The 24,833-nt window shown below is 65.4% G+C and carries 25 protein-coding genes; 14 read left to right on the plus strand and 11 right to left on the minus strand.

Going from position 1 to position 24,833, the window contains the following annotated elements:
• Positions 1-140: 140 nt before the first annotated feature.
• Both fliJ and fliI read right to left on the minus strand, forming a co-directional pair.
• Positions 141-548: a flagellar export protein FliJ gene (fliJ, locus tag K368_RS0122360; RefSeq protein ID WP_027174293.1), complete on the minus strand. Its 408-nt coding sequence runs from the start codon at positions 546-548 to the stop codon at positions 141-143.
• Between the two features lie 83 nt (positions 549-631).
• Positions 632-1,987 carry a flagellar protein export ATPase FliI gene (gene fliI / locus K368_RS0122365; protein ID WP_036266601.1) on the minus strand — a complete coding sequence of 452 codons (1,356 nt, stop codon included), beginning with the start codon at positions 1,985-1,987 and terminating at the stop codon, positions 632-634.
• Positions 1,988-2,406: 419 nt separating this feature from the next.
• Between fliI and K368_RS0122370 the strand changes: the two genes are divergently transcribed.
• Entirely contained in the window at positions 2,407-3,108 is a 702-nt protein-coding gene (locus K368_RS0122370; protein ID WP_018042682.1) for a response regulator transcription factor CtrA, read from the plus strand.
• Positions 3,109-3,564: 456 nt separating this feature from the next.
• Here the strand turns inward: K368_RS0122370 and K368_RS0122380 are convergent, their stop codons facing one another.
• From K368_RS0122380 to K368_RS0122405, 6 genes are all read right to left on the minus strand, one after another.
• Positions 3,565-4,440, minus strand: coding sequence for a protein-glutamate O-methyltransferase CheR (locus K368_RS0122380; RefSeq protein WP_027174296.1), 876 nt, complete (start codon positions 4,438-4,440; stop codon positions 3,565-3,567).
• Positions 4,437-5,606, minus strand: coding sequence for a chemotaxis-specific protein-glutamate methyltransferase CheB (gene cheB / locus K368_RS0122385; RefSeq protein ID WP_027174297.1), 1,170 nt, complete (start codon positions 5,604-5,606; stop codon positions 4,437-4,439). The genes K368_RS0122380 and cheB overlap by 4 nt, the downstream gene beginning before the upstream one ends.
• Before the next feature lie 79 nt (positions 5,607-5,685).
• Positions 5,686-6,069, minus strand: coding sequence for a response regulator (locus K368_RS0122390; RefSeq protein WP_027174298.1), 384 nt, complete (start codon positions 6,067-6,069; stop codon positions 5,686-5,688).
• A 23-nt stretch (positions 6,070-6,092) separates the two neighbouring features.
• On the minus strand, positions 6,093-6,581 hold the full coding sequence (locus K368_RS0122395; protein WP_027174299.1) for a chemotaxis protein CheW: 489 nt from the start codon (positions 6,579-6,581) through the stop codon (positions 6,093-6,095).
• A gap of 38 nt (positions 6,582-6,619) precedes the next feature.
• Complete coding sequence (locus K368_RS0122400; protein WP_027174300.1) at positions 6,620-9,328, minus strand: hybrid sensor histidine kinase/response regulator; 2,709 nt, start codon at positions 9,326-9,328, stop codon at positions 6,620-6,622.
• A gap of 144 nt (positions 9,329-9,472) precedes the next feature.
• On the minus strand, positions 9,473-10,207 hold the full coding sequence (locus K368_RS0122405; RefSeq protein ID WP_027174301.1) for a histidine phosphotransferase family protein: 735 nt from the start codon (positions 10,205-10,207) through the stop codon (positions 9,473-9,475).
• A gap of 192 nt (positions 10,208-10,399) precedes the next feature.
• Here K368_RS0122405 and K368_RS0122410 point away from each other — a divergent pair, with 192 nt between their 5' ends.
• Positions 10,400-11,269, plus strand: coding sequence for a 3'(2'),5'-bisphosphate nucleotidase CysQ (locus K368_RS0122410; protein WP_027174302.1), 870 nt, complete (start codon positions 10,400-10,402; stop codon positions 11,267-11,269).
• Positions 11,270-11,281: 12 nt separating this feature from the next.
• Here the strand turns inward: K368_RS0122410 and K368_RS0122415 are convergent, their stop codons facing one another.
• Complete coding sequence (locus tag K368_RS0122415; RefSeq protein WP_051439968.1) at positions 11,282-11,758, minus strand: YHS domain-containing (seleno)protein; 477 nt, start codon at positions 11,756-11,758, stop codon at positions 11,282-11,284.
• 135 nt (positions 11,759-11,893) lie between these two features.
• On the opposite strand from K368_RS0122415, the gene K368_RS0122420 reads away from it, so the two are divergent.
• The 12 genes from K368_RS0122420 to K368_RS0122475 all read left to right on the plus strand — a co-directional run bounded on the left by K368_RS0122420 (position 11,894) and on the right by K368_RS0122475 (position 23,117).
• On the plus strand, positions 11,894-12,526 hold the full coding sequence (locus K368_RS0122420) for a DUF1134 domain-containing protein (protein WP_051440143.1): 633 nt from the start codon (positions 11,894-11,896) through the stop codon (positions 12,524-12,526).
• Positions 12,527-12,668: 142 nt separating this feature from the next.
• Positions 12,669-13,394, plus strand: a complete 726-nt coding sequence (locus K368_RS0122425; protein WP_027174305.1) for a hypothetical protein — start codon at positions 12,669-12,671, stop codon at positions 13,392-13,394.
• Positions 13,395-13,552: 158 nt separating this feature from the next.
• A complete protein-coding gene (locus K368_RS0122430; RefSeq protein ID WP_027174306.1) occupies positions 13,553-13,825 on the plus strand; it encodes a hypothetical protein in 273 nt (90 codons plus the stop codon).
• A 113-nt stretch (positions 13,826-13,938) separates the two neighbouring features.
• On the plus strand, positions 13,939-14,247 hold the full coding sequence (locus tag K368_RS0122435; RefSeq protein ID WP_027174307.1) for a hypothetical protein: 309 nt from the start codon (positions 13,939-13,941) through the stop codon (positions 14,245-14,247).
• 62 nt (positions 14,248-14,309) lie between these two features.
• On the plus strand, positions 14,310-15,584 hold the full coding sequence (lysA, locus tag K368_RS0122440) for a diaminopimelate decarboxylase (protein WP_027174308.1): 1,275 nt from the start codon (positions 14,310-14,312) through the stop codon (positions 15,582-15,584).
• Between the two features lie 114 nt (positions 15,585-15,698).
• Positions 15,699-18,323, plus strand: a complete 2,625-nt coding sequence (locus K368_RS0122445; RefSeq protein ID WP_027174309.1) for a TIGR02302 family protein — start codon at positions 15,699-15,701, stop codon at positions 18,321-18,323.
• A gap of 99 nt (positions 18,324-18,422) precedes the next feature.
• The gene (locus tag K368_RS0122450) at positions 18,423-18,608 is read left to right on the plus strand and encodes a twin transmembrane helix small protein (RefSeq protein ID WP_027174310.1); all 186 of its coding nucleotides are present in this window, start codon (positions 18,423-18,425) and stop codon (positions 18,606-18,608) included.
• A 145-nt stretch (positions 18,609-18,753) separates the two neighbouring features.
• Positions 18,754-19,371: an acyloxyacyl hydrolase gene (locus tag K368_RS0122455; RefSeq protein WP_027174311.1), complete on the plus strand. Its 618-nt coding sequence runs from the start codon at positions 18,754-18,756 to the stop codon at positions 19,369-19,371.
• Between the two features lie 32 nt (positions 19,372-19,403).
• Entirely contained in the window at positions 19,404-19,976 is a 573-nt protein-coding gene (locus K368_RS0122460) for a cob(I)yrinic acid a,c-diamide adenosyltransferase (RefSeq protein WP_027174312.1), read from the plus strand.
• 220 nt (positions 19,977-20,196) lie between these two features.
• On the plus strand, positions 20,197-20,946 hold the full coding sequence (locus K368_RS0122465; protein ID WP_027174313.1) for an electron transfer flavoprotein subunit beta/FixA family protein: 750 nt from the start codon (positions 20,197-20,199) through the stop codon (positions 20,944-20,946).
• A gap of 128 nt (positions 20,947-21,074) precedes the next feature.
• On the plus strand, positions 21,075-22,025 hold the full coding sequence (locus tag K368_RS0122470) for an FAD-binding protein (protein ID WP_027174314.1): 951 nt from the start codon (positions 21,075-21,077) through the stop codon (positions 22,023-22,025).
• 210 nt (positions 22,026-22,235) lie between these two features.
• Positions 22,236-23,117, plus strand: a complete 882-nt coding sequence (locus tag K368_RS0122475) for a 3-hydroxybutyryl-CoA dehydrogenase (RefSeq protein WP_027174315.1) — start codon at positions 22,236-22,238, stop codon at positions 23,115-23,117.
• 196 nt (positions 23,118-23,313) lie between these two features.
• Here K368_RS0122475 and K368_RS0122480 read toward each other — a convergent pair whose 3' ends face one another.
• Together K368_RS0122480 and K368_RS0122485 are read right to left on the minus strand one after the other, a co-directional pair.
• Positions 23,314-23,616 carry a lipase chaperone gene (locus K368_RS0122480; RefSeq protein ID WP_027174316.1) on the minus strand — a complete coding sequence of 101 codons (303 nt, stop codon included), beginning with the start codon at positions 23,614-23,616 and terminating at the stop codon, positions 23,314-23,316.
• Between the two features lie 169 nt (positions 23,617-23,785).
• Positions 23,786-24,802 carry an NAD(P)H-quinone oxidoreductase gene (locus K368_RS0122485; protein ID WP_027174317.1) on the minus strand — a complete coding sequence of 339 codons (1,017 nt, stop codon included), beginning with the start codon at positions 24,800-24,802 and terminating at the stop codon, positions 23,786-23,788.
• Positions 24,803-24,833 lie beyond the last annotated feature (31 nt).

Genomic DNA, 24,833 nt, shown 5'->3' on the forward strand with positions numbered 1-24,833 from the left:
TGCGAACCGGTCATGCCCCCACAGCCCAGCCTACCTGCACGACCGCGCTGAGCATCGCAAGCGAGACGGCCGGCTAAGGCATTACCCGGACAGATGTCATGCGAACATGACGACTTCGTGCCGTCCGTGCCGCGGATCGCTCACGCGCGAATGCGGGAGAGGCCGATGCCGTCCATGGCGGCCTGGTCGCGGGCCGCTTCGGCGACCCGTTCGGCCGTGCGCTCCCGGTCCTCGAGGATCTCGATCTTCTTAAGTTCCTCGAACGCCTCGCCGAGTTCGGCCTTGGCGTCGGTGAGCTGGCCTTCGAGGGCAAGCGCGGACTGGCGCATGTTGTCCCGGCGCGTGGCGGCGGCGCGGGCATAGGTGGGATAAGCGAAATGGCCGGTATCGGTGATGCCGGCGCGACCTTCCTCGTAGGCGACCTCACGGTCGAGTTCAGACGCCATGCGGTTGAAATCGGCCATCATCATCTCGATTTGCGTCACCCGCCGACGCTTCTCGTCGACCTGGAAGCGGCGCAGCCGGATCAACGTGTCACGCGATTTCATATTGAGGGTCCCATTCCACGCCACGCACGAAAGGTCGACGCTGTCGCCGCCGGAGACAAATGAGACGACGTTCCGACCGTCACTCAGGCGCCGCCAACGATCGCTGCCAACCGCTGATAACCCTCGCCTATCGAGGTTGCTTCTTCCTTACTTTGACCCAGAAAAGCCTCGATACTTGGCATCAACCCCACCGCCTCGTCGACTTCGGCCGACGCGCCGGCTCTGTAGGCACCGAGTCTGATGAGCTCCTCCATGTCGGCATAGGTGGAGAGAATGCGCCGCGCGCGCCTCACCGTGGGCAGATGGGCGGGATCGCAGGACCGGGGCATGGTCCGGGACACGGAGCGCAGGACGTTGATGGCGGGATAGCGTCCCCGCTCGGCGATGCCGCGCTCCATGACGATGTGGCCGTCGAGAATGCCACGCACCGCATCGGCTACCGGTTCGTTGTGATCGTCGCCCTCCACCAGCACCGTGAATAGGCCGGATATTGCACCCTGCCCCGTTCCTGGTCCGGCCCGCTCCAGCAAGCGCGGTAATTCGCTGAAGACCGTGGGCGTGTAGCCCTTGGCTGTCGGCGGTTCACCGGCGGCAAGCCCGATATCGCGCTGGGCCATGGCGAATCGGGTGATCGAATCGATCATGCACAGGACCTGAGCGCCCTGATCGCGAAAATACTCGGCCAGGGCCAGGGTGACGTAGGCGGCGTTGCGCCGCATGAGAGCCGGCTCGTCTGATGTCGCCACCACGACCACGGAACGGGCTAGGCCGCTGGGACCGAGATCGTCCTGGAGGAACTCCTGGACCTCGCGCCCGCGCTCCCCCACGAGCCCGATGATGGCGACATCCGCCGCCGTGTAGCGGGCAAGCATGGACAGAAGGACGGATTTGCCGACGCCGGAGCCGGCGAAGATGCCCATGCGCTGGCCGGCGCACATGGTGATGAAGGTATTGATGCAGCGGATGCCGAGATCCAGGGGCGGACCGACCCTGCGCCGGGCATGGGCCGGGGGCGGATCGGCGCGCAGGGGGTAGATGGCCGGGCCAGACGGCAGCTGGCCGAGGCCGTCCACGGGCCGGCCAAGGGCGTCGACGGTTCGCCCGAGCCAGCCGGCGGACGGGCGAATCGCACCGGCGGCCTCGTCGCGCACGATGGCCGGACAGCCGCGGCGGACGCCTTCGAGCGAGCCGAACGGCATGGCCAGAGCCCGGTCACCCTGAAAGCCGATGATCTCGCAGGGGACGGCGCCTCCTGCGTTCTCCACCATGATGTCGAGGCGCCCGCCGAGGCGCATGGCGGCCACCGGGCCGGCGACTTCGACCAGGAGCCCCTTGATGGCGACCACGCGACCAAAGGTCTCCAGGGTCTCGATTCCGGCCAAGGCGGCTTGGGCCGAGGCCAGATTGAGGGTGGAGGAAACCCGGGGTCGCACCGTCATCTGCGCTTCTCGCAACGTTTCGTTTACCTCCCTCCTTAACACTGCGTATATCGGGCTTGAAGCGGTCCGCCGTCATTCGATGACGGATGCCTTCCCGCACCGGTCACGACGTGTCGCTTGGGCGTGTCTCTTGAGTTACATGTGACGACAAAGGCAAATCGATCAAGTGCTTAGCTGAATGTTTTGATGTAATGCATGTGACGGTCCCTCACCTCACGGGACCGGATCGCCGATCGGCGGCAGCGTCATTCATCGAGACATTCAAATCTGTGCTTGCCACCGAGAATCAGGTTTTGTTAACGATTAACCATTAGCGTTTCACGTCTATGACGAGGGAGCGTCCGCCACGGGCCGGTGGTGGACGAACGGCGGGGGCTTGCCCGAACGCTGAATACGGCCGGCTGGGCTGGGGACCGACGATGCGGGTACTTCTGATCGAAGACGACAGCGCGACCGCGCAGAGCATCGAACTGATGCTCAAGTCGGAGAGCTTCAACACCTACACGACGGATCTCGGCGAGGAAGGAATCGACCTCGGCAAGCTCTACGACTACGACATCATCCTACTCGACCTGAACCTTCCCGACATGTCGGGCTACGAGGTGCTGCGCAACCTGCGCGTGGCGAAGGTCAAGACGCCAATCCTGATCCTCTCCGGCATGGCCGGCATCGAGGACAAGGTGAAGGGTCTCGGCTTCGGAGCCGACGACTACCTCACCAAACCTTTCCATAAGGATGAGCTGGTCGCTCGCATTCACGCGATCGTCCGCCGTTCGAAGGGCCACGCCCAGTCGGTCATCACCACCGGCGACCTGATCGTGAACCTCGATCAGAAGACCGTCGAGGTGACCGGCAGCCGGGTCCATCTCACCGGCAAAGAATATCAAATGCTGGAGCTTCTCTCGCTGCGGAAGGGCACGACCCTCACGAAGGAGATGTTCCTCAACCACCTCTATGGCGGCATGGACGAGCCCGAGTTGAAGATCATCGACGTCTTCATCTGCAAGTTGCGCAAGAAGCTGGCCAACGCCTCCTCCGGCAAGAACTACATCGAGACCGTATGGGGACGCGGCTACGTGCTGCGCGAGCCCAACGAAGGCGAAGAGCGGATCGCCGTCTGAACCGTCTCGCACGGGACTTCAAAAAGGCCTCGCGTGAGCGGGGCTTTTTTTATTGGGCGACGGTGCGCGAGGTGTACGGTATCCCCGACGTCCGTTCGTGCCGCAACTGATTCAGATAACTGGGATCCCCCTCCCCCGCGCGAGGAGGAAGACCATACCGCCGATTGTCGCTGGGCATTCGAGGTTCAGGTGCCACGGTGCGACATTCGGACCCCACCTGTCGTGCACGAACGCAGCTATTGCGACCATCGAAGTCATCGACTTCGATGCCACCGAGTTCTGGACGACGATGCATGCCCCGGCGTCCTGAGCAGGCTTCACGAAGTCCTCACGATTTCGCGTCCGAAGTCTGCTGGCCCCCAAGGGCTGAGCAAGGGCAAGCGTTGGCGGGGTATTGCCAACCTGCTCAGGCATTCAGGCGCGCTCTCACGAGTCGTGTCCTGGAGCGGCCGGTAACTACAGGCCCACTACCTTCCGCAACATCGGCTGCGGTTGAGTGGCTAGGCCCGGCCGCACGGCGCCCGGCGCTTGACCATAGAGCCCGCGATGTTGTGTGTGAGGAACGAGCCGATCGGTGAGACCGATGACGGTCTCGGCGGCGCCGAGAAGAACGACACCGTCCGGAGCCAGGCTGGCACCGAGGCGCGCCAGTACGTCGCCCTTCGTCGGTGCATCGAAATAGATCAAGACGTTGCGGCAGTAGATGATGTCGAATGTGCCGAGCGAATCAAAAGGATGGAGCAGGTTCAGGGGGCGGAAATCGACCATCTGGCGCAGGCTCGCAGAGATCCGCCACTGCTCCCCGACCTGCTCGAAATGCTTGAGTAGGGATTGTACCGGCAGGCCGCGTTGCACCTCGAAATGGCTGTAGAGGCCTGCCTTAGCTTTCTCCAGCACCTCGGTGGAAAGATCGGTGGCCACGATATCCACCTGCCATCCGGCGAGGCGAGGCGCTGCGTCCTGGATCAGCATAGCCAGGGAGTACGGCTCCTGGCCCGTGGAGGAAGCCGCGCACCAGATTCGCAGGCGGCGCTGGGCCGCGCGGCGGATCAGGGCCTCCGGCAGCAGCACGTCCCGAAACAGATCGAAGGGGACCCGGTCGCGGAAAAAGAAGGTCTCGTTCGTGGTCATCGCCTCGACCACCGCGCGTTCCAGGTTCTGGTCGCGCGATGCCTTCAGCATGGTCACGAGATCGTGGAGAGTCGCGAGACTGAAGCGTCGGCAAACCGGCGTGAGCCGGCTTTCGATGAGGTAGCGCTTCTCTGCACTGAGCGCGAGGCCCGAGCGCGTCTTGAGGTAGCCGCGCAGGAAGTCGAATTCGAGGTCGGTCATGCGGCATGCCCCGTCAGGAGGTTGCGGAGTGCCGGTCCGAGATCACCGAGCGGCAGGACGGCCTGGGCGAGGCCCGCCTTCGCGACGCTGCCGGGCATGCCCCAGACGGTGCTCGTCGCTTCGTCCTGCGCAAGCACGGCGGCTCCAGCCTCCGTGAGGGAGCGTGCGCCGTTGGTCCCGTCGGATCCCATACCGGTCAGGATCACCGCGAGGGCCGCCGCGCCGTAGAGGGCAGCAGCATCGTGGAACAGCACGTCCACCGCCGGCCGGCAGAAATTCACGACCGGACCGTCGTCGAGACGGATCGAGAGGTCGTTCCGGCTTCCCTGCAGGCCCATATGACGGCCGCCCGGAGCCACGTAGATGCGGCCCGGCTGGATACGTTCGTCGGGCTTCCCTTCCGCGGCCGGCAGTCCAACTCTGGCACCGAGATGTTCGGCGAAGACTGCCGTGAAGACCGGTGGCATGTGCTGGACGATCAGTACGGGGAACTGGCGCAGGGTGGCGCTGCCGATCTTCTCCAGCACTTCGCCGACCGCGCGCGGGCCGCCCGTGGAGGAGCCGATGAGAAGGCACCGCGGCGGGATTCCAGTGCGGGCCTTCGGGCGCAGGACGATCGGCGTCGCCGGTCGTTGTGGCGGGGCCGGGGCGATGTGGACTGCTCCCACGGCGGCGGGAGCGGCATGCGGTCGTCGCCGGGCACGGGCGGCTCCGAAGACACGGACGCGCTCGATCAGTTCGGCGCGGAACGTATCCGAGGTGGTGACGCCGCGATTGCTTTCCGGCTTGGCGAGGTAGTCGACGGCGCCGAGGGCAAGGCATCGTAGAGAGATGTCGGCGTTGCGCGTCGTCAGCGTCGACATCATGACGACCTGGACGCCCGGGCTCTTGGCGAGAATCAGAGGCAGGGCCTGCGTCCCGTCGAGCTCTGGCATGTCGATGTCGAGAAGCACCACGTCGGGATCGGTGCGCGACATGGATTCCAGCGCGATCCGGCCGTTCGAGGCGGTCGCCACCACCTCGAATCCCGCTTCGCCGATCCACCGGGCGACGAGGCCGCGAACGACCGCCGAATCATCGGCGATCATGACGCGCACGCGAGCGGCGTTGCTCGCGATGCCTCCCGCGGGGGGCGCGAAGACTGGAACGGAGGCGGCAGCGGCCATGGAACTCTACGCTTCGTCGTGATGACGGGGACTGTGCAGCGACGATCCGGCGAGACCAGGGGTCCACGCCGCCTCCGTGTCAGGCGGCATCGGCCTCTTGGCCGAACCCCACCTGTTCGAGCTTGGCCGTGACGATGTCGCGGTCGAACGGCTTCATGATGTACTCGTCGGCACCGGCATGCAGGGCCCTGGCGATGGCGCCGACGTCGTTCTCGGTTGTGCAGAACAGGACCTTGGGCGCCATGCCGCCCGGGGTCTGGCGCAGGGCACGAAGGAACTCGTAGCCGTCCATGGTCGGCATGTTCCAGTCGAGCAGGATCACGTCGGGCATTGCCGCGATGCAGGCCGTCAGGGCCTTGGCGCCGTCCTCGGCTTCACCGACCTTGAAATTCATGGTCTCGAGGATGCGCCGTGCGACCTTCCGGATGACGGCGGAATCGTCGACGACGAGACAGTTCTTCATGGGGCTGTCCTCGATCTGGAAGGTCAGGCGGCGCCAGCGATGTCGCGCTGCGTTCCGAAGGCGAGGAGCGCGTCGACATCAAGGATGACGAGGAGCCGGCCGTCGAGGCGGTGCACACCGAGAGAGAGATTGCGCCAGCGGGAATCGAGGTTGATCGGCACCGCCTCGTGCGTGTCACCCCCCAACTTCAGCACCTCGCCGACACCGTCGACCACGAGGGCGAAAGTTTCCCCTCCCTGCTCCAGCCCGATCGCCATCTTCTGGCTATCCTCGGCACGATCCGGGAGACCGAGACGGCGGCGCAGGCACAGGGCCGTGACCACGCGTCCGCGTAGGTTAAGGAGGCCGACGATCTCCGGCGGGGCCAGCGGCACGGGCGTGACCCCGGCGGGGATGAAGACATCGTGAACGCGGTCGATGGCGAGGCCGAACATGGTGTCGGCGACAAAGACCGTGATGAAGTCGGTGGTAGCGCCGGTCTCGACGCCCTTGTTGCTGTTTGCGGCCTGCATCATGGCTCAGATTGTCCGATCTCGTTCGAAGGCCGGGTTCAGGCGGCTTTGGGAAGGCTGACGATGTCGACTTCGCTGAGAGCCGAGATCAACCCGCTGCGATCGAACTTCGCCACCAAATCGAGGATCGAGAGGGAGCGAGCCCGCTCGATGGCGTCGATGCCGACCGTGCCGGACAGGCCGATGACCGGTAGCCGGCAGACGCGCTCGTCGCCCTTCCGCATGGCGGCGACGAGGTCGAAGCCGTTTCGGCCCGGCATTTCGAGGTCGCACACGACCACGTCGATACGGCCATTGGCCATCAGCGTGGTGAGGGCGGCTTCCGCGCTTCCGGCGGTGATCACGTTGTAGCCGGCGGCCTTGAGGACCGGACTCAGCATGTCGCGGAAGAAGGCCGAATCGTCCACAAGAAGCAGCGTCGCGTTGCGCTTCTCGGGCTTGTGCGCCCCCCGGGCCCAGTCGTCATAGGCCAGCGGCAGGAAGTGGGCGATGTTGATGATCTCGGTGGCGCGTCCGCGCAGGACCGCCGAACCGATGAGGTCCGAACGCTCGGCCGCGATCTCCACGTCGAGGCGCTCCTCGACGATGTCGATGATCTCGTCCACCACGAGGCCCATGGCCCGTTCGCCGTCCGAGAACACCACCAAGGCCTGGGTTCCCTCGCTCCTGATCTCGATCGACTGGTCTGCCGGGACCAGCGGCATGAGCCGGCCACGGTACTGGATCAGCGGGCGTCCGCCGACCCACTCGATCTTGTTGGCCTCGATCTCCTCGAGCCGTGTCACGAGCGAGAGCGGCACCGCCTTGAAGCTGCCTCCGCCACCCTTGAACACAAGCAGCGTCGCCTTCGCGTCGCCGGCATCGGTCTCCTCCGGCTCGGCATCCACCGGAATGGCGCCCGTCTGCGTGCCCTGGCTGACCTGACGGGCGATGCCGTTGGGATCGACGATCAGGACCACCGCGCCATCGCCGAGGATGGTGTTGCCGGCAAACAGCGGCAGGTGGCGCAGCTTGGACGACATCGGCTTCACGACGATCTCTTCCGTGTGGAAGACTTCGTCCACCAGGATGCCGAAGCGCTGGCGGCCGACCTGTGCGACCACCACGAAGCCGGAATCGATGCTCGCGGCATTCTCTTCCTGACCGAGGACACCGGTCAGGGTCACGATCGGGAGAAGGCGCTCACGCAGGCGCAGCACAGGCGAGCCGTTGATGCGCTCCACCTTCTGCGCTGTGGCCCTGTCGACGCGCACGAGTTCCAGCACGGCCACCTGCGGCACGGCGTAGCGAAGGTCGCCGGCCTTGACGATGAGGGCGGCGATGATCGCCAGCGTCAGCGGGATCTTGATCGTGAAGGTGGTGCCGCGGCCGAGCTGCGTGTTGATGTCGATGACACCGCCGATCAGCTCGATATTCGTCTTCACCACATCCATGCCGACGCCGCGGCCGGAGACGGAGGTGACGGCCTTCGCGGTGGAGAAGCCAGGATGGAAGATGAACTTCGCCACCTGGGCGTCGGTCATCTTGTCGATATCGCTCTGGCTCGCGACGTTGCGCTCCACGGCCTTGCGGCGGATAGCGGCGAGATCGAGGCCCTTGCCGTCGTCGGCGATCTCGATCGTGATCGTGCCACCCTCGTGATAGGCGGCGAGACGGATCGTGCCGCGGGCCGGCTTGCCCGCCGCCTTCCGGTCGGCGGTGGACTCGATGCCATGATCGGCCGAATTCCGCACCATGTGGGTGAGCGGGTCCTTGATGACCTCCAGCACCTGACGATCGAGCTCGGTCTCGGCGCCGCTCATGATGAGCTCGATCTGCTTGCCGAGTTCCGACGAGAGGTCGCGGACCACGCGCGGCAGCTTCTGCCAGGCATTGCCGATCGGCTGCATACGCGTCTTCATGACACCTTCCTGCAGCTCGGCCGTCACATGGCTGAGGCGCTGCAGGGGAACCTTGTAGGTCGAATCGTCGTGGCGGCGGGCGATCTCGAGGAGCTGGTTGCGGGTCAGAACCAGCTCGGAGACCATCGTCATGAGGTGTTCGAGCGTGTCGACGTTGACGCGGATGCTCTGGACCTTCGAGGCACCGCCCTCGGATTCCCCGGAGGGAGCGTCTGCCCCATTCTTACGGTTCGCGCCCTTCGTGGACGCATCCTCGGCGAGAGACGCGGGTTCGAACTCAGGAGCGGTGAATTTGGGCTGCTTCGGTTCAGCGACGGCGACCGGCTCGACGGGGAGCGGCTCCGACAGGTCGGGACCCTCGGCTTCGAGAAAGGCGCGCTCCAGATCGTCGAGTGAGACTTCGCCCGGCTTCAACTCACGCACGACGGGGTCGGGGAGCTTCGTTTCGACGACCGGGGCCGGCGCGACGAACGGGGCGGCCGACATCGCATCGAGGGCGTTGATCAGGTCGTCGTCGTTGCCGGTCGGCTCGGTGCCGGTGATTTCGAGATCGCCGAGGATCTGCTTGAGCCGGTCGAGCGTCACGAGGATGAGACTCACGGCGGGGGTGCTCACCGGCATCCCGTCGCGGAACTGGCCCATCAGCGTCTCGGCCGCATGTGCCAGCGCTTCGAGGCGCGGCAGGCCGAGGAACCCGCACGTCCCCTTGATCGTGTGGACGAGGCGGAAGATGTTTCGGAGGATCGTCTGGTTATTGGGATCCTGCTCGAAGCGAACGAGTTCGGCGTCCACGGTGTCGAGATGCTCTGCGCTCTCGGTCAGAAACTCACGCAGCAAGTCATCCATTAGAGGCACTCGGTCCAGACGCGCACTAGGTTTGTGCGAATTCCATCTTGAGGCCGACAGGTTAGTGAAGAGTTTCGACAGAGGGACAAATTCACAAGTCGCGGCAGGATTTAATCCAGCCTGCCGCGACGGTCATTCCGTCACTTAGGCGAGCGACGTCTCGGGCGGCTCGCTGTCGGAGGGGCGCGTATCCTCCAGGGGGCGCTCGGCGCGTGCAGCAGCCGGTGCGACGGTGGCGGCCACGGGCTCGGCCCGGATCGTCACTTCGTCGCCCTCGATCGCGAAGTGGACGTTCATCGCGGCTGCGCGGGCCACGAGCCCGGCATAGAACGGCAGGATGCTGTGGGCGTCCACCGCGCCGTTCTCCGGCGTTCCCGCGATCAGATCCTCCACATGGGCAGGGATGCGGGCGTGCGACCCCTTCGACGTGATGACGATGGAGGGCGCCTCCCCGTCGCCGCTGACGACCACGTCGATCCGGCCGCCACGGGGAATGGTGGTGGTGGCGATCATGACGAGGTTGAGGAGGAGCTTGACCTTGTTCTTCGGATAGAGCGCCTGCGGTGCGCTCCAGGTCAGCTGGGTTTTCTCGTCGCCGAACATCCCACGCGAGACTTTCTCGGCATCGGCCAGGTCGATGGACGCCCCCGCCGATCCGGCGGCACCGAATGCAATGCGGGCGAACTGCAGACGTGCCGAGGCCTGCTTCGCGCTCTTGCTGATCAGTTCGAGGGCGAATTCCCGCATCGATGTGTCGCTCTCGTCCTCCAGGACTTCGAGCCCGTTCACGATGGCGCCGACCGGGCTGATGACGTCGTGGCAGACGCGCGAGCAAAGCAGCGCGGAGAGATCGAGGGAATCGAGATCGACGGGGGTCATCGTGCTCTCCGCACAGGGCAATGAATGGGCCGCGGTTGCGGCCGGTCCGTCGGCTTCGAGAGATGAAACCAACCGAGGGCGGCACCGATAGACGGCACAGGATGCTTTGAAAAGCGACGCGAGGAGTGCGTAGTCCGCTTCGGGGTCGACTCTAGAGTCGACAAGGCGCGGCTCGCAAGGCAAGACTTTCCTATGCCCCTCGATCCGCGGATGCGCGACAGCATCGCGACGACATTGACCGACATCGCCTGCGAAGCCGGCGACATCCTCCGACGACATCATGGTGGCGACTGCGCACACGTGATCAAGCCGGACGGGACCCCGTCGAGCGTCGCCGACATCGCATCCGAAAAGCTGATCTTCGATGCTCTGAGGCAACGCTACCCGACGATCCCGATCGTCTCCGAGGAATCCACTCACGACCTGCCGCCGGCCGAATTGTTCTTTCTGGTCGATCCTCTCGACGGCACGCGTGATTTTCTGGCCGGAAACCCGGATTACAGCGTCAATATCTGCCTGATCGAAGGAAACAGGCCGGTCGCATCGGCGGTGGCCGGACCCGGCATCGGCCGCGTCTGGGGAGCCGGCGCTACGGCGTTCGAGGCGGTGATCCATCGCGGGCGACCGACGACGCGGAACGCGATCCGGGTCCGGAAGGTGCCTGAGGACGGGCTCGTCGCGCTCGTCAGCCGCCGCCACGGCGATACCGAGACGGAGGCGTGCCTCGCGGCACTGCCCATCGGCCAGAGGCGTGGTGTCGCCTCGGCCCTGAAGTTCTGCCTCATCGCTTCCGGCGAGGCCGACATCTATGTCCGCTGCGGCCCCACCATGGAATGGGACACTGCGGCCGGGGACCACGTGCTGACCACAGCCGGCGGCTGCGTCATCGTGCCGTCGGGGCGCGAGATCACCTATGGGCATTACGGCATCTTCTATCGTAACGGCCCTTTCGCGGCCCTCGGCGATCCGAGCTATACGGGTCGCCTGGGCCTACCCGATCGCGGGCCTAACCTGAGCACGGCCCGGCAGGGATGTACCGCGACGACGCCGCCGCCGGTGTAAGAGGGGACCGTATCACGGCGGCGCGCCATCTTCGGTGAGCTTGCGCAGGGCCGGCCATTTTTCTTCCGCCGCCGCGACGATGGTGGGTGACGCGACGACTTTCGAACGGTGTTCCCGGTTGCGGAACAGGTAGAGACCCTCCCCCGCCGGACCGGGCAGGATCGCAAAGATCTGAGGGTCCGTATCCACGATCCGGCCATCGAGCACCCCGATCGGATCGTAGCCAGAAAGACGCGGTGCATAGGCGGAGGGCGCATCGCGGAAGGCGGCGAGGTTCCCCATCCGCGAGAATCGCCATGTCCGACCTTTCCACTCCCATTCGAAGGCCGGCTTGCCCGGCACCGGCTGCCCCTTGGGATCGAGGAAATAGCTGACCGCGTCGAACCCATCGAGGGCGATGAGACCCTGCCCCGCCGAGGAGACGCGGGGTGTGGCGAGACACGATGCCAGCGCGATTCCGGCGAGGTTACGGCGCGTTAACCCTATCATGCGGTACTTCGTGCTCTAATCGACGCTACGCGGGCTCGTGCCTCCGCTTGTCCCGGCTCGGACAAATCCTGCCGGGAGAATGTCGGCGAACGGGACGGATGTCGAACCTTATGATGGGCGAACATGGTGCTCCGGATGACAGATCCTTCAAACCCCGTCGCCGCATCGGCTGAACCCTTAGCGCTTGCGGCCCGTCGCCGCGCGCTCATCCTCGGCGTGACCGCCGCCGCTCTGTCGATCGCAGCGACCGTCGCCCCAGCTCTAGCCTTCGACGAGCAGCCCCCCGGTCGGTTCCGGCCCGCCGAGATCGTGGATAACGGGCATAAGTTCTTCGGCTCCATGTCGCGCGGTCTCGCTCTCACCGTGGAGGAAGCGACCCGGCGCTGGGGCGAGCCCAACGGCTACATCCTCGGACAGGAAGCGTCAGGCGCGATCGTCGGCGGCGTTCGCTACGGTGAGGGCACGCTCTATACCCGCAACGCCGGACAGCGCCGGATTTACTGGCAGGGACCGTCCATCGGGTTCGACCTCGGCGGCGACGGTGATCGCACGATGATGCTGCTCTACAACCTCCCCTCGGTCTCTGGCCTCTATCGCCGATTCGGCGGGGTCGATGGGTCTGCCTATTTCATCGGCGGGTTCGGGATGACCGCCGTCACGAACGACGGAATGGTGGTGGTGCCGATCAGGACCGGCGTCGGTGCACGCCTCGGGATCAATGTCGGCTACCTGAAATTCACGTCGAAGCCGACCTGGAACCCGTTCTGATCCGACCCGAGGCGAAATCTCGGCGGGCGACGGTTCGTCTCAAATCCTTCAAAGGATTGGTCTCACCTGGGAGAAATGGTCTAAAGACATGGGCGTCGCGGCCTGTCCGGCCGCGCCCAGCGGCTAGGAAGAGCATTCCCGCGTGATCGAAACCGTGATGATCTTCGCGCTCGGCTTTCTTGCAGCGAGCCTGTGCGCGCTCATGGTCCTGCCGGCCGTGAATGCCCGGGCGACGCGCCTCGCCAAGCGACGGCTCGAAGGTCTCGTTCCCCTTTCCGCTTCGGAGATCGCTGCCGAGAAGGATTATCTGCGCGCGCGGTTCGCGGTCACCCAGCGTCGTCTCGAGCGGAAAGTCGAGGCCGCGCGTGGCAGCCGCCATGCGGATATGGCAGCGATCGGTGCGCGGACCCTCGAGATCGCCGCCCTGTCGCAGAATGTGGAAGAGCGGGATGCCACTCTCGCCTCGACGCGGGCCACCCTCGACGGTGTCGAACACGACCTTGCCGCGGCGCGCGCGGAAGGAACTCTCAGCCTCGCCACGCTTGAGGTGCTCGAGAACGCCCACCGCGATCTCCTCGACGATCTCCACGCCCTGCGCGAGGCGAAGGTGAGGCAGTTGGGTGTTGCCACCGGTGACGACCAAGCTGGGCAGGATCTGCAGGCGCGCTACGCGGCGCTTCTCGCCGAATGTGAGGTCCTGCGCATGGCAAAGGCGCCTCCAGACGCGGAGATCGCCGCCCTTCGCCAGCGGATCGTCGAGGTGGCGGATTCGCTGCTTCGACAGAACCGGCTTCCCTCTGTCGATGTGTTCGCCATGCCGGGCTCGCAGGCCGGTTCGATTCCGGTGAAACGGACCGAACCCGTCTGATCCACCGCCGGGTGGCGAGAGGGACGTTGCAGGTGGCCGAAGGAGTGGCGTAGAAGCCGCGTCTTCATGGGATGACCACCGGCGTGCCTTGTTTCGACCATGCAAAGGCATCATCGGGTTCGTCACATCCTCACTGTCTGAGACGGATCGCGTTCCCTATGACTTTCAAGATGACTTCGCTTGCCCTCGCACTTGCGACAGTGTCCGTGTTTTCGTCGGCGGCGGCTTTCGCCCAAGCTGCTCCCCAGACGAAGCGGGGCAACGAGACGCTGAAGAAGTACTGCACCGGCGATTACCTGACCTATTGCGGCAACCTCTCGCCCGATGATCCGGCCATGGACAAGTGCTTCCAGACCAACTGGACCAAACTGTCCGAGAATTGCCGTCGCGCCATCGACGCCTACGAGAAGACCTCCGGCAAGAAGGGCTGATCGTCGGAATTGAGGCATCGCGGCCTCAGGTAGCACAAAGCGTGGCCGTTGCGCTCGCATCGGCGAGAAGCAGCGGCTATGATGCCGCCGCCCGAGGCTCCGGACCCACGTTGATGTTGTTTCGTTCCCGACTGACGTTGCTCCTCGTTCTGGGCGGCGTGGCCCTTGCCGGCTCAGGCTGCGGCCGACGCGGTGCCCTGCAGGCCCCCGATACGCGGGCTCCGGTGCAATCCTCCGGGCTCGGGCTCGGATCGTCCCCGGTGGCGGATTCCACCGCCGTGGCCGACGGCGACGACCTCGACCCCTCGGCGATTTCCGGCACGCCCCAGGCCATCGTTGAGGCTCCGGTACAGACGTCAAAGGGTGTCAAGCGCGGCTACACCATTCCCAAGACACCCTTCATCCTCGACCCGCTGCTGTAGACGATCGCTGGCGGGCTGACCGCCGCGCTTCCGTCTTCAAGTCCGCGCCCCAAGGCCCGCCGATGCACCATTTCCATTATCGCGACGGCCTGATGGTGGCCGAGGATGTCGACCTGACCGGCCTCGCGGCCGAGGTCGGCACGCCGTTCTACTGCTACTCCACCGCGACCCTCGAGCGGCACTACCGCGTCTTCGCCGAGGCCTTTGCCGGGGACGACGCCCTCGTCTGCTACGCCATGAAGGCGAATTCGAACCAGGCGGTGCTCACCACGCTGGCGCGTCTCGGCGCGGGGATGGACATCGTCTCCGAGGGTGAGCTGCGCCGTGCCATCGCCGCCGGCGTCGATCCGCAACGGATCGTGTTCTCCGGCGTGGGCAAGACCCGCGAGGAGATGGCGGCGGCCCTGCATGCGGGCATCTACTGTTTCAACGTCGAGAGCGAGCCCGAGCTCGAAACCCTGTCCGAGGTGGCCTCTTCCCTGGGCGCGACCGCTCCGGTCTCCGTCCGGGTCAATCCGGACGTGGATGCCGGGACCCATGCCAAGATCTCCACCGGAAAATCCGAGAACAAGTTCGGTATTCCCATCGGGCGCGCGGCCGACGTCTATGCCCGCGCGGCGTCCCTGCCGGGGATCGCCGTGTCCGGCGTCGACATGCATATCGGCAGCCAGATCACCGATCTAGCGCCCTTCGCCCATGCGGCCGGGCTGCTGGCGGAACTGGCGCGCAGCCTGATGGCGCAGGGGCACCCCCTGCATCACATCGATTTCGGCGGCGGCCTCGGCATTCCCTATCGCGAGGACAACGCCCCTCCCCCGGAGCCCGGTGCCCTGGCAGAGATCCTGCGCCCGCACTACCGGTCCCTCGGCCTGCGCCCGGTCTTCGAGATCGGTCGCATGATCGCCGGCAATGCCGGCATCCTGGTCACCCGCGTCCTCTACGTGAAGCGGACCGAGAGCCGTACCTTCGTCATTGTCGACGCGGCGATGAACGACCTCATTCGCCCGACGCTCTACGAGGCCTATCACGCCCTCCGTCCGGTCATCGAACCCGGTGCAGATACCCCACGCCTCGTCGCCGACGTGGTCGGACCGGTCTGCGAGAGCGGCGACTACATCGCGCTGGGCCGCGACATTCCCGATGTCGCACCGGGCGACCTTGTTGCCGTGATGACGGCGGGCGCCTATGGGGCTGTCCAGGCCGGCACCTACAACACCCGCCGCCTCGTGGCCGAAGTTCTGGTGAGCGGCGACCGCGCGGCCATCGTCCGGCCGCGCCAGACCTACGACGACCTCATCGGCCTCGACCGCGTGCCCGACTGGCTGCAGTCGGAATAGCCGCGCGTTCGCAATGTGGGTGGGCCGATTTGACCCGATCGCCGTGCACCGCCACCATGCTAGGCTGACAAGGCGGGATGCAGTGAGCGTGCCCCGCCTCGGGAGCCCAGCATAATGGACGAGGCCGACGCGACGACCTCCGGCGTGACCCAAATGACGCCGAAGCCGCCGGCCGCGCGAAGCCGGCTGGACCGGCTCGTGTCGCAATCGCAGGCCGCCGGGCTTTGGGAACGGGTATGGCCGCTCGTTTGGCGCGCGCTCGCCGTGGTCCTGGTCTTCCTCGCAGCCTCATGGCTGGGGCTCTGGCTTGATCTGCCGCCGACATGGCGCATTGCCGGACTTGCTGCCTTCGCCATCGCCTTCTTCGCCGCCCTGGGCTCGCTGGTCCGGCTCTCCCGCCCGAGCCGCCGCGAGGCTCTCGCGCGGCTCGACCGCGATGCTGCCCAAGGGGCGTCGTCCCACAACCCGGCTTCCGCCATCGAGGATACCCTCGCGGTCGGGACGACAGATCCGGCGACCCAGGCCCTGTGGGCGCTGCATCAGCGCCGCGCGGCCGAGGCCGTGGCCCGGTTGAGCGTCGGCCTGCCCCGTCCGGACATGCCGCGCCGCGACCCCTTCGCCCTGCGCGCGGGCCTCGTGGTGGCGGCTTTGGCGAGCCTGTTCGTCGCCGGCTCGGAATGGCGCCAGCGCATCGGCAGTGCCTTCGACTGGCACGAGGCCGCGGGCCCTGGACCGAACTTCCGCGTCGACGGCTGGATCGATCCGCCGCTCTACACCCGCCTCCCGCCCCTCATCGTCACCATGAACGGGACCGAGCAGCACCTGCGCGCGCCGGTGAACTCGACGCTGATCGTCCGGATCGCCGGTCAAGGCGACGTCGTGCTGACGCCGAATGCTGGTTTCAAGCCCCTGCCCGGCAAGGAGGCCCGTCCGGACCTTCGCGAGGACCGCTTCCAGCTCGTCGGAGGGACCGCCGATCTCGTGATTGCCGCGGGCTCTGCGCCGAAGCAGCATCTCAGCGTCGAGACCATCCCCGATCTCGTCCCGGAAGTCAGGCGCGTCGGCGCCCTGGAGGTGAATGCACGCGGCACCTTCAACCTGAGCTACCGCGCCAAGGATGATTATGGCATCGCCTCGGCCGATGGGATCGTCGAGCCCTTGGCCGGTGGGCGCTCCCTGGTTCCCTTGCCGAAGATGCCCCTCGCCCTGCCCTCCGACGCGAGCGGGGAGACCGATACGAAGACGTTGGTGGACCTCACCGACAATCCCTGGTCGGGCGCGCGCGTTCGCCTGACCCTCGTCGTGAAGGACGAGGCCGGTCAGGAGGGGCGGACCGAGACGGCGGAGATCACACTACCGGCGCGGCCCTTCCGCGAGCCTCTGGCGCGGGCCCTGGCAGAAGAGCGCCGACGCCTCGTCACTGCTCCCGACGAGAGCCGGCGCCGTGTGCAGACCGCCCTTGATGCGCTGATGATCGCGCCAGACCAGTTCACGCCGCAGCCGTCGATCTTCCTCGGGCTGCGCACTGCATCCCGTCGGCTCAAGGCGGCGCGGTCCGACGAAGCCCTGATCGAGGTCGCCGACCTGTTGTGGGAGATGGCCCTCAAGATCGAGGACGGCGACCTTTCCGAAGCGGAGAAGAGCCTGCGCGCCGCCCAGGACAAGCTGAAGGACGCCATAGACCGCAACGCGCCGGACGACGAGATCAAGAAGCTGACCGAGGATCTGAAACAGGCCCTCGACAAATTCATGAAGCAGATGGCCGAGCGCCAGCAGAAGCAGCCTCAGCAGCAGGGCGACAAGGGCAAGTCGCAGCAGAACGCGAAGACAGTCACTCCGGACGATCTGAACAAAATGCTCAAGGATATGGAAGAGGCGATGAAGCGCGGCGATACCGCCGAAGCGCAGCGCCTGCTCGAACAGCTCCGCAGCATCCTCGAAAACCTTCAGACCGCCGAGCCGGGTGGCAAGTCCGACCCAAGCGCTCGCGAAATGAGCAAGCAGGCCGAGGAACTCGACAAGATGTCCCGCGAGCAGCAAGACCTGCGCGACGAGACCTTCAAGGACGGGCAGAACAAGCGCGGCCAGCAGCCTGGACAGAAACAGGGCCAGAAGCCCCAGCGCGGCCAGCAGGGCCAGCAGCAGAACGGTGACCAGGGCCACCAGCAGGGCGGCGAGCAGGGTCAGCAAGGGCAACAGGGCCAAAAGGGACAGAAGGGGGAGCAGGGGCAGAGCGGCGCCGGGGATCGTCAGCAGGCGCTGCGCCAGCGTCTCGAAGATCTCCAAAAGCGGATGAAGGAACTCGGGATGCAGGGCGAGGACGGCCTCGCCGATGCCGAGGAGGCAATGCGCGATGCCGAAGGCGCTCTCGGCGACGGCAAGGAAGGCGATGCTGTCGATGCCCAGGGACGCGCCCTTGACGGCCTCAAGCGCGGTGCCGAGGGCATGCAGAAGCAGATGGAGGAAATGGCCCAGGGCGAGGGTGAGGGCGAAGGGGAGCAGGAGGGCGGCGAGAATCCGAGCCAGCAGGGGCAGGCCGGTAATCGTGACGACGATCCGCTCGGACGTCCGACCAAAGGCCGCGATCTTTCCGACGGCCGTGGCAAAGTGCCGACGGCGGACGAATCCGCAGTCCAGCGCACGCGCCGGATCATGGAGGAATTACGGCGCAAGCTCGGCGATCCGAGTCGGCCGAGGGAAGAGCTCGACTATTTCGAACGTCTGCTGCGGCGGAACTGAGATATGCACCCGTTCATCGGGTGCGATGCCCTGCCCTATGGGCTAGGGAAAAGCCGAAGCCATATGGGCTTCGTCCCCGCGTTCCGAGCCCGAGCCGTCATGTCCTCCAACACCCTCGTCCTCGTCGCCTGCCTCGCCGTGGCCGTCGTGCTGTTGCTCGGCCTCGTCAACATGATGCGCGGCGGCAGCGCCAACACGTCTCAACGCCTGATGCGCCTGCGCGTATTGCTGCAGTTTCTGGCGATCATCTTCATCATGGGGGTGGTGTGGTGGCGCTCTGTCTGAGTCGCGATCACAACCCGGTGAGTGTGGCGGACGGGTCTCACATGCGATCTAACACGATGACGGCACGGGATTACTGAGTGCTCGGACTGCCGCCAGCGTATTCCCGCGTGGTAGGAAGGCCTGGTTCACTTTGGATCCGTCATCGATGCAAGCCATCTGCTCTCGCCTGGTCGCCGGCATTCTCGCCCTGCCCGTCGTGTGTTCCGCCCAGGCTGCCGATCTCGGTTCGCCGCCCCCCGCGGCTGCCTACGTGACACCGGTGCAGCCCCTCAGCATCGTCTCCGAGGTGCGTATCGGTGGAGCCGTCCAGGATCCCGGCAGCGCCGAGAAGAACACCAACGCCATCAATGGCGAGATCCTGTTCTACAAGCCGGTGGTAAGCCTCGACCCGTTCTGGCAGGCCTTCGTGGCGCGCCCGACCGTGGGCGGCAGCTACAACTTCGATGGCCGCACCAGCTACGCTTATATCGGCCTGACCTGGACGGTGGACCTGTTCCCGCAGACCCTGAACAACCGGGTCTTCCTCGAAGGCTTCTTCGGTGCGGGCGCACATAACGGCTATACCGGCCTCAAGGCCAACGCACCGGCGGGTTTCAACTCCCTCGGCTGCAACCCGCTCTTCCGCGAAGCGGCAGCGCTCGGCTATCGTCTGACCGAGCACTGGAGCATCATGGCAACTGTCGAGCACATGTCGAATGCCGGCCTGTGTCACGAGAACCGTGGCCTGACAAATTTCGGCGGCAAGATCGGTTACACGTTCTGAGCCCGAAGCCTGGATCTGAGATCGGATTACCCTTGGTCACCCTGAACCGCATCTACACGCGCACCGGCGACAAGGGCTCCACGGCGCTCGCCAATGGCGAACGTCGCTCCAAGGCGGATCTGAGGGTTGAGGCCTACGGGACGGTCGATGAGACCAATGCCTGTATCGGCCTCGTCCGGCTCCATGCCGATGTCGTCCTCGACGGCATGCTCGGCCGTATCCAGAACGACCTGTTCGATCTCGGGGCCGATCTCGCAACCCCGGAAAGCGACGAGCCACCGGCCTACGAGCCCCTGCGCATCGTCGCGAGCCAGGTGAAGCGCATTGAAGCCGATATCGACGTGCTCAACGCCGAGTTGTCGCCGCTGAAATCCTTCGTGCTCCCCGGCGGTTCGGCGGCCTCCGCCGCGCTCCATCTCGCACGCACGATATGCCGCCGGGCCGAGCGCCTCACGGTGGCCCTCGCCGCCGTCGAGGGCGAGCGCGTCTCTCCGGAGGCGCTTCAGTATCTCAACCGCCTGTCGGACTTCCTCTTCGTGGCGAGCCGCACGGCCAATGCCAATGGAGCCGACGACGTGCTCTGGGTTCCGGGCAAGAACCGCTGACGCAAGATATTTGGTAGACCGCATACGAGAGAGCCCGGATTTCGGGCCGTATGTGTTCGACGCGGGGCTAGACTGTCGCACGCGTTGACAAGTCTGAAATCCCCCCGTTACGGTCCGCCGCTTCATTCCTAGAGGGTGCCCGGACCTTCGACCGCGTCGAAGGCCCCTCGCGCGTTGCGCCGGCCCTTGCCAAGAAAATCATTGGAGGATTGTGACCGCCATGAAGGTTCTGGTGCCCGTCAAGCGGGTCGTCGACTACAACGTCAAAATCCGCGTCAAGGCCGACGGTTCGGGGGTTGAACTCGCCAACGTCAAGATGTCGATGAACCCCTTCGACGAGATCGCCGTCGAAGAGGCGATCCGTCTAAAGGAGAAGGGCAAGGCGACCGAGATCGTCGCCGTGTCCATTGGCCCGCAGCAGGCGCAGGAGACTTTGCGCACGGCCCTCGCCATGGGCGCCGACCGGGCGATCCTGGTCAAGACCGACGGGATCGTAGAGCCGTTGGCGGTGGCCAAGATCCTGAAAGCCATCGTCGAGAAGGAGGCCCCCGGCCTCGTTATCCTCGGCAAGCAAGCCATCGACGACGATTCCAACCAGACCGGTCAGATGCTGGCCGCCCTGCTCGACTGGCCGCAGGGCACCTTCGCCTTCAAAGTCGAGTTCGGTGAGGGATCGATCGACGTCACCCGCGAGGTCGATGGCGGCCTGCAGACCGTCACCCTCGCCCTGCCGGCGATCGTGACAACGGACCTGCGCCTCAACGAGCCGCGCTACGCGTCGCTCCCCAACATCATGAAGGCGAAGAAGAAGCCCCTCGAGGAGCTCAGTCCCGATGCGCTCGGTGTCGACGTGACGCCCCGGGTCAAGGTCTTGAAGACCGTCGAGCCGGCTGGCCGCAAAGCAGGCATCAAGGTCGGCTCCGCCGCCGAACTCGTCCAGAAGCTGAAGTGCGAAGCCTCGGTCATCTGAGCGCCCGGCTCCGCCCGCGCACCGGCCTTCGAAAGACGGCCGGTGCCGGTCCGACAATCACTTCGGCCTTAGCCCGGCGCGACGCCGCGACGGATGTATAGGCTGCACAGCAACGAGGTTCGCACAGCATGGCCACTCTCCTTCTCATCGAGCACGATAACGGCGCCGTGCGCGACGCCAGCCTGAAGGCGCTCACCGCCGCCAAAGAGATCGGTGGCCCGATCCACGCCCTGGTGGCCGGTGCCGGAGGCCGTCCGGCAGCGGATGCTGCCGCTACCCTCGACGGGGTCGACAAGGTGCTGCTGGCCGAGGATGCGGCCTACGACCACGCCCTGGCCGAGCCGACCGCCGCGCTGATCGTTTCGCTCGCGGGCGAGTACGACGTGATCATCGCCGCGGCGTCCACCACGGGCAAGAACGTGCTGCCGCGCGTGGCCGCTCTCCTCGACGTGGCGCAGATCTCGGACATCATGAGCGTGATCTCGCCCGACACTTTCGATCGGCCGATATACGCCGGCAATGCGATCCAGACCGTCCAGGCCGCCGAGGGCAAGAAGGTCATCACCGTCCGCATGGCTGCGTTCAAGGCCACCGCCGCCGGGGGATCGACAGCTCCGGTAGAGCCGGTTGCGGCTAGTGCGCCCGCGGCCTCCAAGTCGACCTTCAAGGGCGAGGAGATCGCCCAGTCCGACCGGCCCGAATTGGCCGCTGCCAAGATCATCGTCTCGGGTGGCCGCTCTCTCGGCTCGTCGGACAAGTTCAAGGAGCTGATCGAACCGCTGGCCGATGCCCTCGGTGCTGCAGTGGGCGCCTCGCGCGCTGCCGTCGACGCGGGCTACGCTCCCAACGACTGGCAGGTTGGCCAGACCGGCAAGGTCGTGGCGCCGGACCTCTACGTCGCGGTGGGCATCTCCGGCGCTATCCAGCATCTGGCCGGAATGAAGGATTCGAAGGTCATCGTCGCCATCAACAAGGACGAGGATGCCCCGATCTTCCAGGTGGCGGATTACGGCCTCGTCGGCGACCTGTTCCAGATCGTCCCCGAGCTTCAGGCCGAGATCACCAAAGCCAAGGGGTGACCGTCTCGTCCGTGACCGTGCCGAGACTCCGCCGCCGCAATCCGCGGCGGAGTTCTTTTCCCATTTTCGCGCTCGTCCGGGCTGCACCTCGACGAGAAAATGATCTACCAATTTTGTGCGCCGCAAGTCATTGCCGGTGCCAACGCCTCGATCGCTAGGCGGGCGTTCTGCGGCCGAACCGGCCGCGCCTCAGGGGTGCGAGTTCAAGCGATGGCCATCGAGATCAAGACCGTCGGAATCATCGGCGCAGGCCAGATGGGAAGCGGCATCGCGCATGTCTGCGCCATGGCCGGCCTGGATGTGCGGTTGAACGATCGCGACACCGCTCGCATCCATAGCGGGCTTGCGACGATCGACGGCAATCTGGCGCGTCAGGTCTCCAAGGGCACGATCACCGACGAGCAGCGGCGCAGCGGCGTCGCGCGCATCCTTGCCGCCGAAAGCTACGATGACCTCGCCCTCTGCGACCTTGTCATCGAGGCCGCCACGGAAGACGAGGCGACCAAGCGCCAGATCTTTACGGCCCTGTGCCCGTCGCTGAGCCCGGACGCCATCGTGGCGACCAACACCTCGTCGATCTCGATCACGCGCCTCGCCGCCGCGACCGATCGGCCGGAACGCTTCATCGGCATCCACTTCATGAATCCGGTCCCCGTCATGCAACTCGTTGAGCTGATCCGGGGCATCGCGACGGCGGACCCGACCTACGTCTCGGCCAAAGCCTTCATCGCCAAGCTCGGCAAGACCTCCACCATGTCGGAGGACTTCCCGGCCTTCATCGTCAACCGCATCCTGCTCCCGATGATCAACGAGGCGATCTATACCCTCTACGAGGGCGTTGGGTCTGTGGAGGCCATCGACACCGCGATGAAGCTCGGCGCCAACCATCCGATGGGCCCGCTGCAACTCGCCGATTTCATCGGCCTCGATACCTGTCTGTCGGTGATGCAGGTGCTTTATGAGGGCTTGGCGGATTCGAAATACCGCCCCTGCCCGCTTCTCGTGAAGTATGTCGAAGCGGGCTGGCTTGGCCGGAAAACCAAGCGCGGGTTCTACGATTACCGCGGCGAAGTTCCCGTTCCGACCCGGTGAGTTCCTGCAGCACGGGAAAGCTTAGGCCCCGAGTGAGGGTCATAACTCTTCTGGCGAAGAGCTCTTGCGAAAGATGTCGCCAGATCGACGGTGTTTCTCAATAAAAAACGCTACGGCTTCGAAGCGGGTAAGTCCGCCGCAATGCCGTAGCGTGATGTTATCAATGCCCGCCGTTAGGACCTATACGACGTCACGACTATTTCTGGCCACCATTAGCCGAAGGCTGGGCCGGCGCCGGGTAGGCCGGGTTGCCAGCCGGAACGTTACTGGTATTCGCCGACGATGATCCGTTTCCGGCCCCATTCACGGAACCGGTAACTTGACCTCGGGAGGCGTCCTGGCTCTGCGAAGCATAATCCTTCGGGGAATTCGCACCCTGCCAGGTCATCAGACCGGTGATGGCGATGGCGAGGAGAACGAGGCTACCGATCAGGACGTAGAGGACAGGCTTGCCCTTCTTACCCTGACGCGCGTCCTGTCCTTCGAGTCGTTCTGCCATGAGATACCTTTCCAAGCTCGGCCGGGGACGACCGTCATGTTCAACCTGAGACGTGGATGTCCCATTTGGTGGATTGAACGCGACGGTCGAGCTCCCTGTTCCGAGGCGATCGGCTCGAGAGATCATATCTGACGGAAAGGCCGCACCGCTATCGAGGTGAAGTCTTGGTTCAGCGCCCGGTCGTCAGCATGATCTTGCCGAGATGCGTGCTGGATTCCATCAGCGCATGAGCCTCGGACGCCTTTTCCAAGGGGAAGGTGGCGTGGATGATCGGTTTCATCCGGCCGTCGGCAAGAAGGGGCCAGATGTCCCGGCGCAAGCCCTCGGCGATGGCCGCCTTCTCCGTCCCGGGTCGTGCCCGCAGGGTCGCTCCGGTGAAGGTGAGGCGCTTCATCATGATCGGCGTCATGCTGAAACTCTCGACCTTGTAGCCCTGCATGAAGGCGATCTGGACGAGACGTCCCTCGATCGCCAGGGAGGCGAGGTTGCGGGCGAGGTAGGGCGCGCCCACCATATCAAGAATGACGTCGACACCCTTGCCCTCGGTGAGACGCTTGATCTCCTCGGCGAAATCCGCCTCGCGGTAGTTGATCGCCTCGTCGGCGCCGAGCTCCTTGCAGAACGTGCATTTCTCGGCCGAACCGGCGGTTGCGAAGACCCGCGCGCCGTGGAGCTTGGCCATCTGAATCGCCGTCGAACCGATGCCGCTCGATCCGCCATGGACGAGGAAGCTCTCTCCGGGCTTCAGGCGTCCACGCTCGATGACGTTGCTGTAGACGGTGAAATAGGTCTCCGGCAGGCCGGCGGCCTCGATCAGCGATAGCGGTGATGGGCGTGGCAGGCACTGCCCCGTCTCTGCAACAGCGAATTCCGCATAGCCGCCGCTGATTGTCAGGGCGCAGACCTCGTCGCCGATGGCGAAGCCCTCTGCCCCCTCGCCGAGGGCCGCGATCCGTCCCGCGACTTCGAGGCCCGGGATTTCGGTGGCGCCCTTCGGCGGCGGATACTTGCCCTCGCGCTGCTGGATATCGGGCCGGTTCACGCCGGCCGACACCACGTCGATGAGCACCTGGCCTGGGCCGGGCTGGGGTAGCGGCACCGTTTCGAGGGTCAGGACATCCGGCCCACCTGCTCCCGCGAACCGGATATGGCGCATGGTCTCGGGCAGGTTTGGGCTTGACGTCATCGCATCACATCTCCGGTTGGCGTGACCCGTC

It is taken from the genome of Methylobacterium sp. 10 (genome assembly GCF_000519085.1).
Lineage (GTDB): Bacteria > Pseudomonadota > Alphaproteobacteria > Rhizobiales > Beijerinckiaceae > Methylobacterium.

Coding starts and splice junctions, on each gene's coding strand:
- fliJ (WP_027174293.1), bottom strand. CDS start 548: ATGAAATCGCGTGACACGTTGATCCGGCTGCGCCGCTTCCAGGTCGAC.
- fliI (WP_036266601.1), bottom strand. CDS start 1,987: ATGACGGTGCGACCCCGGGTTTCCTCCACCCTCAATCTGGCCTCGGCC.
- K368_RS0122370 (WP_018042682.1), top strand. CDS start 2,407: ATGCGGGTACTTCTGATCGAAGACGACAGCGCGACCGCGCAGAGCATC.
- K368_RS0122380 (WP_027174296.1), bottom strand. CDS start 4,440: ATGACCGACCTCGAATTCGACTTCCTGCGCGGCTACCTCAAGACGCGC.
- cheB (WP_027174297.1), bottom strand. CDS start 5,606: ATGGCCGCTGCCGCCTCCGTTCCAGTCTTCGCGCCCCCCGCGGGAGGC.
- K368_RS0122390 (WP_027174298.1), bottom strand. CDS start 6,069: ATGAAGAACTGTCTCGTCGTCGACGATTCCGCCGTCATCCGGAAGGTC.
- K368_RS0122395 (WP_027174299.1), bottom strand. CDS start 6,581: ATGCAGGCCGCAAACAGCAACAAGGGCGTCGAGACCGGCGCTACCACC.
- K368_RS0122400 (WP_027174300.1), bottom strand. CDS start 9,328: ATGGATGACTTGCTGCGTGAGTTTCTGACCGAGAGCGCAGAGCATCTC.
- K368_RS0122405 (WP_027174301.1), bottom strand. CDS start 10,207: ATGACCCCCGTCGATCTCGATTCCCTCGATCTCTCCGCGCTGCTTTGC.
- K368_RS0122410 (WP_027174302.1), top strand. CDS start 10,400: ATGCCCCTCGATCCGCGGATGCGCGACAGCATCGCGACGACATTGACC.
- K368_RS0122415 (WP_051439968.1), bottom strand. CDS start 11,758: ATGATAGGGTTAACGCGCCGTAACCTCGCCGGAATCGCGCTGGCATCG.
- K368_RS0122420 (WP_051440143.1), top strand. CDS start 11,894: ATGACAGATCCTTCAAACCCCGTCGCCGCATCGGCTGAACCCTTAGCG.
- K368_RS0122430 (WP_027174306.1), top strand. CDS start 13,553: ATGACTTTCAAGATGACTTCGCTTGCCCTCGCACTTGCGACAGTGTCC.
- K368_RS0122435 (WP_027174307.1), top strand. CDS start 13,939: ATGTTGTTTCGTTCCCGACTGACGTTGCTCCTCGTTCTGGGCGGCGTG.
- lysA (WP_027174308.1), top strand. CDS start 14,310: ATGCACCATTTCCATTATCGCGACGGCCTGATGGTGGCCGAGGATGTC.
- K368_RS0122445 (WP_027174309.1), top strand. CDS start 15,699: ATGGACGAGGCCGACGCGACGACCTCCGGCGTGACCCAAATGACGCCG.
- K368_RS0122450 (WP_027174310.1), top strand. CDS start 18,423: ATGTCCTCCAACACCCTCGTCCTCGTCGCCTGCCTCGCCGTGGCCGTC.
- K368_RS0122455 (WP_027174311.1), top strand. CDS start 18,754: ATGCAAGCCATCTGCTCTCGCCTGGTCGCCGGCATTCTCGCCCTGCCC.
- K368_RS0122465 (WP_027174313.1), top strand. CDS start 20,197: ATGAAGGTTCTGGTGCCCGTCAAGCGGGTCGTCGACTACAACGTCAAA.
- K368_RS0122470 (WP_027174314.1), top strand. CDS start 21,075: ATGGCCACTCTCCTTCTCATCGAGCACGATAACGGCGCCGTGCGCGAC.
- K368_RS0122475 (WP_027174315.1), top strand. CDS start 22,236: ATGGCCATCGAGATCAAGACCGTCGGAATCATCGGCGCAGGCCAGATG.
- K368_RS0122480 (WP_027174316.1), bottom strand. CDS start 23,616: ATGGCAGAACGACTCGAAGGACAGGACGCGCGTCAGGGTAAGAAGGGC.
- K368_RS0122485 (WP_027174317.1), bottom strand. CDS start 24,802: ATGACGTCAAGCCCAAACCTGCCCGAGACCATGCGCCATATCCGGTTC.